Source organism: Salicola sp. AFF1, assembly GCF_056783195.1.
On record NZ_JBXAYL010000099.1, the window covers coordinates 1 to 1125 of the forward strand.

A 1125-nucleotide genomic window follows, 5' to 3' on the forward strand; every position below is an offset into this window, starting at 1 on the left:
CGCCAGCCGCTGCCAGCCCTTCGTCATAGGCCGCCTCGTTGTGCACCAGTGCCCAGGCAATGCGGGCTGTTTTGTTGGCTAATGCCACCGCTGCCACATTGGCATGCTTGCGCGAGGCAAGGCCTTTCAGCCAATGACTGAGTTTGTCGTCTTTGCCATCGGCATGGCGCAACACGGCCCGTGCTCCATGAACGAGCAGTTTGCGCAGGTAACTGTCGCCGCGCTTACTGATCCCCAAAAGGCGATCCCGCCCGCCGGTGCTATGTTGCCTGGGTGTCAATCCGACAGAGGCGGCGAAGTCACGCCCCTTGCGGAAGGCCTTCCCGTCCCCCAGCGCACCTGACAAGGCACTGGCTGTGAGCGGTCCGACACCGCGTAATGTCATCAACCGCGTTGCTACAGGATCTCGTTTGACACTTTCAGTGATGCGATCATCAAGCGCTTTGATGCGATCATCGAGGTGGCGCAGATCATCAGCCAGCCCATTGAGCAGAATCCGGAAGCTGTCACTAAGCCCGTTCTCGACGTCTTCAAGCCATCTTGGTAATGCCCGACGCAACTGCTGTATGCCTGCTGGAGCCACGATGCCGTACTCGCCCACCAGGCCTCGGATCTGGTTGGCTTTGGCCGTGCGCTGCCCCACAAGCTCCTCACGGATACGGTGTGCGGCCTGGATGTCCTGCTGGGCAACCGTCTTGGGGGCAACAAAACGCATGTTCGGACGGCTCATGGCTTCGCATATAGCCTCGGCGTCCACCCGATCATTCTTGTTGCTCTTGACGTAGGGTTTGACAAATTGGGCTGCGATCAGCCGGACCTGATACCCCCGGCGCTGAAGCTCCCGCGCCCAGTGGTGGGCGGAAGCACAAGCCTCCATGCCAATCTCCGCACCGGCGGGCACTCGTTTGCTGATCGCATCAAGCCACTTGTTACGAGAATACTTGCCTTGCCATTGGGTTTGGCCGTGACGGTCTACGCCGTGGACGTGGAATACTGACTTGGCAATATCAACACCGACGCGGATAATGTTCATCTGGATTTCTCCTCATCTTCACGATGGTTGACTGTTCACTCACCATTTTGGCACTTCGATGCCGGTTAGGTGAGGAGGAGTCCATCCCATTG

At 58.6% G+C, this 1125-nt stretch carries 1 protein-coding gene; it reads right to left on the bottom strand.

Features of this window, described 5'->3' with window-relative positions; translation table 11 throughout:
* Nucleotides 1–1033, bottom strand: a 1033-nt coding sequence (locus tag AC1RQI_RS16875) for an IS110 family RNA-guided transposase (RefSeq protein ID WP_481905775.1), incomplete at its 3' end; no start/stop codon positions are given.
* Nucleotides 1034–1125: the final 92 nt, after the last annotated feature.